Source organism: Microbacterium sp. CCH5-D1 (genome assembly GCF_001557335.1).
Lineage (GTDB): Bacteria > Actinomycetota > Actinomycetes > Actinomycetales > Microbacteriaceae > Microbacterium > Microbacterium oxydans.
In genome coordinates, this window is record NZ_LSJW01000265.1 from 1 (window position 1) to 4,459 (window position 4,459).

At 67.2% G+C, this 4,459-nt stretch carries 3 protein-coding genes; 2 read left to right on the forward strand and 1 reads right to left on the reverse strand.

Going from position 1 to position 4,459, the window contains the following annotated elements:
* Positions 1-210 precede the first annotated feature (210 nt).
* On the reverse strand, positions 211-948 hold the full coding sequence (locus AX744_RS16065; RefSeq protein ID WP_061017991.1) for an SGNH/GDSL hydrolase family protein: 738 nt from the start codon (positions 946-948) through the stop codon (positions 211-213).
* 596 nt (positions 949-1,544) lie between these two features.
* Here AX744_RS16065 and AX744_RS16070 point away from each other — a divergent pair.
* Both AX744_RS16070 and AX744_RS16075 read left to right on the forward strand, forming a co-directional pair.
* On the forward strand, positions 1,545-3,311 hold the full coding sequence (locus AX744_RS16070; RefSeq protein ID WP_197429257.1) for a DUF5979 domain-containing protein: 1,767 nt from the start codon (positions 1,545-1,547) through the stop codon (positions 3,309-3,311).
* 105 nt (positions 3,312-3,416) lie between these two features.
* Positions 3,417-4,459, forward strand: a 1,043-nt coding sequence (locus tag AX744_RS16075; protein ID WP_197429258.1) for an RNA polymerase sigma factor, incomplete at its 3' end; no start/stop codon positions are given.

Here is a 4,459-nt window from a genome sequence, read left to right on the forward strand (position 1 = left end):
AGGACCCGCGGTCTCTCCTTGCCGGTGAGGCCGAGGATGTAGTCGTGCGTCGGGTCGTTCCGACGCTCCATCATGGCCTTGCCGGCCCCTGTTGCCACCACGTGAGACATGCCCCCACCTCTCCGACTGCGAATGCGCTCAACCTAGTGCGGTGCCGAGCATCGCGTCCAGAGGTCTTTCGTCCACCGCGGGTGAGGGCGTCCGCGAGGTCTAACCGTTCAGTCGAGCGGTGGCGACGAGTCCCTCGAGGAGTGCGAAGGTGCGTGCGCGCGGCCCTTCAGGGCGGATCCCGAGGCCGCGCGCGAGTTCCAGGGCGAGAGCCGCGTGACCTTCCGTGTTCGGGTGGAACGGGTCGTTCATCAGCCCCCAGGGCACGGAGCCGGCGCCGAGCTCGGCGAAGCGGGCGTACTGGTCGATGAGGATCACGTCCTCACTCACGGCGACCTGGCGTACAGCTTCGGCGAATTCCCCGATGCGCGCCCGTTCCGGAGCGTTGCGGATGTCGATCGCCGGCGGTGTCTGCAGGACGGGGACGGCGCCGAGAGCACGCACGCGGGTGACGAAGTCGCGCAAGGACGCCGCGTAGTCGTCTGCCGTGATGACCTCGCGCGGCCCGCCGTCGGAGGCGTCGTTCGTGCCGATCATGAGGGTGACGACATCGGGCCGCCACGACGCGATGCGACGATCCCAGTCATCGAGCAGGTCGACGATGCGATTGCCGCTGATCGCGGTGTTGATCACCACATCGCGCACACGCTCCAGCTCGCCGCGGATCAGCTCGTGCAAGTGCTCCGGATAGCTGCGGCCGCCCTGCGTGTGCACCAGGCCGTGCGTGATCGAGTCGCCGGTGATCACCCAGTTCAGGGGCTGTGGGCCCTCGAGCGCCGCGGCGATGCGGAGGAGATCGGAGGCGGCGGATGCGGGGGCGGAGGGCTCGACGTTCGGCACGGCACCGAGCCTATCGGCAGGGCGGTGCGGGTGATCGGCCTGACCCCCGGGACCGCGTCGACGAGAAATGACGGCCATCGCGCGTAATGGATCGACAGGTGTGCCGTCGTAGCTTCGAGGGTTCGATGGGGCGCTTCTCACGGAATACTCCGTCCGCCCCGACGGCGGTTCCCCAAAATCGTCGATGCTTCCCCAGAGGTCGGCCCTCCGTGCGGCGGGTTCTCCCCGGACCCGCCGCGCATTCTTCATTGGACGACTGGGCGGCGGCACGAATGCCAGCACATCGATATGTCACGAACGTTCACGGCTTGTCGCTTCGTGTCCGCTCGGCGACTGCTGTCATCCTCGGTGCTGCGCTCTGGGCCGCAAGCCTCGAATCCATGGCGGCGAACGGCGAGAGCCGGCTCGGTTTAGAGCAAAGGTGCAACGACGTTATCGGTCACCTCCAAATGGCCGGGACGGCCGTTATCGGAACATGCATCCCCTGTCTTATCCGGCATGGCGTGCTGCGCACCTGCTCGCCATTCGACAACCGGAGGAACCCTGTGAACCATCAGCCAGTCGCCCATGGGCATTCACCGTCCCGTTCTCGCCGAATGATGCGAATCGGCGCCGCTGCCGTGGTACTCGTCGCCGCGGCGGCGGGTGCGATCGCCGCTCCGGTCGCCGCGTCGGCCGCACCTCCCTATGCGACAGAGGCGAAGGTCGACTCGGTGGCGTTCACGGAGAGCGCGGTCACGAGCGGGACGAAGGCGGAGTTGACCGGTCGATGGTCTCTCCCGGACAACCCGGTGAGTCCCGCTGGTTTCGTGGTCGACCTCCCGGACGACCTGCGCGGGTTGCCGGATGCCTTCCCCCTGCTCGACGCCGATGGAACCGCGGCGGGGAATTGCGTGACCACAGCCACCCAGTTGGTGTGCGACTTCGACAGCACCTACCTCAGTACGCATCCACGGGGTCTGTCCGGCGGCTTCTCTTTCTGGGTGACGGTCACGACGGAGGTGACCGAGCAGAAGACCGTGACCTATGACTTCGGCGACGCGAAGGCAACGGTCGACGTGCGGCCCGACCCGTTCATCTGCAAGGAGGACTGCGACTTCACCGGTCGGTGGAACTTCAAGAGCGGCGAGTACCAGAACGGGACCGACACCATCTTCTGGGACGTCGCGGTCGCTGCCGGGGCGAAAGGGATGATCGGTGGGCAGGAGGTCGTCGTCACCGACGTCATCGGCGCGAACCAAGAGCTCATCGCCCAGTCGGCCACCGGCGAGCACTACCCCAGCCTGTGGGCGGCCAATGAGCTGCAGACGCTTCCGAGCGGACTGGTGGTCCCCGGGCCGTTCACCGAAGTGGCGTCGACGGACTACACCGTCTCCGCTGACGGGACCACCGTCACGTTCACCGCACGCGAAGGCTACTTCTACAACGTGCACTACCTCTCGAAGGTGACCGACGGCGGTGCGGCCGGCGTCTACAAGAACGACGCGACGATCCGCATCGGCACGGAGAGCACGGGCACCACCACCGCTGAGGTCACGCGTCACGGAGGGTCGGGCACGGGAACCGGCACCAGGGTCGGAACCTTCACGATCGACAAGAAGGTGCTCGGTGACACGGCGAACCTCGGCGACGTGACGTATCGCGGCGGGTACATCGCCACGGACCCCCAGGGCGTCGTCACGTCGGGCGAGTTCACGGTGCAGGCCGGCACGCCGTGGGTGAGCCCGTCGTTCGCCGAAGGCACCACGATCGCACTCACGGAGTCACTCGAGGGTCTTCCGTGGAATCTGGAGTGGGCGGCTCCGGTGTTCTCGCCGCAGACGCTGCAGATCAAGGGCGAGGCGACGATCGATGTCGCACTCACGAACACGGCGACGTTGCGCACCCTGCCCTTCTCGGCGGTGAAGTCGCTCGACGGTGCGGCCGCGGCCACCTCGCTCGTCCCGGCGGACACCGAGTACGTGCTCGAGTACTCGTACCCGGCCGGTCCGGGGTTCGAAGCGGGCTCGGGGGAGCTCGCTCTCAAAGTGGGAACCCCTGTCTCGAGCTCTGCGCTCCCGGTCGGGGCCGACGTCACCGTGCGGGAGCGGGCTCCGAAGCCGATCGAGGGAATCACGTGGGGCAAGCCCGTGATCTCGCCGGCACACTTCACGGTCGGGGGTGAGACGGTCACGGTCTCGGTCACCAACCCGCTGACGAAGACCGTCACGCCGCCGCCGACGCCCACGGCCGGCGTTCCTGAGGTGATGACCCTGGCGGCCACCGGCATGCAAGCCGCCACCTCGACTCTGCTGCTCGCGGGCCTGCTGCTGATCGGAGGTACGCGTCTCGTGACGCGACGACGACTCAACCGTTCTCGTTGAATCCATCGCCCGAGTGGGCCGGTGCACCCGGCCCACTCGGGCATGACTCGTGAAGGACGGCGTCTCCATCCCGTCCTGAGATCCCTTGGGGGAAAGGGAGAATCCATGAACAGAGACGAAGACATCACCCAGCCAGGGGATCGAGACTCCGATCTCCTGGCTCGTGTGCGTACCGGCGACCAACGCGCTTACGTTGAGCTCTGGGCGCGCTACTCACAGGTCGCCAGGGCGGTCGCTCGTACCTACTGGTGGTCGGCCGACTCCGACGACCTCGTGGCGGAGTCGTTCACGCGGATCTACCAGGCCATCCAGACGGGGAAGGGGCCGACCACCGCCTTCAAGCCCTACCTCTTCGCCACGATGCGCAATCTCGCGATCAGCTGGGGACGTTCCCGACGCGAGGTGCCCATCGAGTACATCGAAGCCGTCGAGGATCCGGCCTCGACGGACCAGGCGGCGGATTCCGATTTCGATGCCGCGCTCGTCTCGAAGGCGATCCTCACGCTGCCCACGCGCTGGCAGGACGTGCTGTGGCTCGCCGAGGTCGAGGACCTGTCGATGCTCGAGATCGGCAGGCGCTTGGAGATCAGCGAACGCGCGGCGGCAGTGCTTGCGTTCCGTGCCAGAGAGGGGCTCCGTCAGGCCTGGATCTCGGCTCACCTGACGTCGAGACCGCCGGCCTCCAAGGAGTGTCGGTGGACGCTCAGCAAGCTGGGCGCCCATGCCCGTCGACGTCTCACCACGCGTGATGATCGCCGGGTGCGAGCACATCTCGCGATGTGCGCCGACTGCAGCGCAAAAGCTGAGGAGGCGCGTCGGGCGAGTTCGCGGATCCTCACTGTGCTGTTCCCCGCCGGCATCGGCGTCGGCACGGGTCTTCAGCTGTGGCAGACGCTCACGACGTCCGGGGTATCGGCCAGCGCGTCGTCCATGCCGGCGACGATCACTCTGCCTGCTGTCGGGCTCGTGGCGACCAAGACGAGCATCCTCATGACGGCGGCCGTCGCGGTCGTGACGCTGTCCGCGGGAATCACCTCGACGGTGACGAGCGACGTCGAGACGGTCGAGACGAGTGCAGCCGCCGAAAGACTCGATGTGGTGGAGTCGGACCGGCTGCCGACGCTGCTGCCGACTGCCATCCCCAGTGA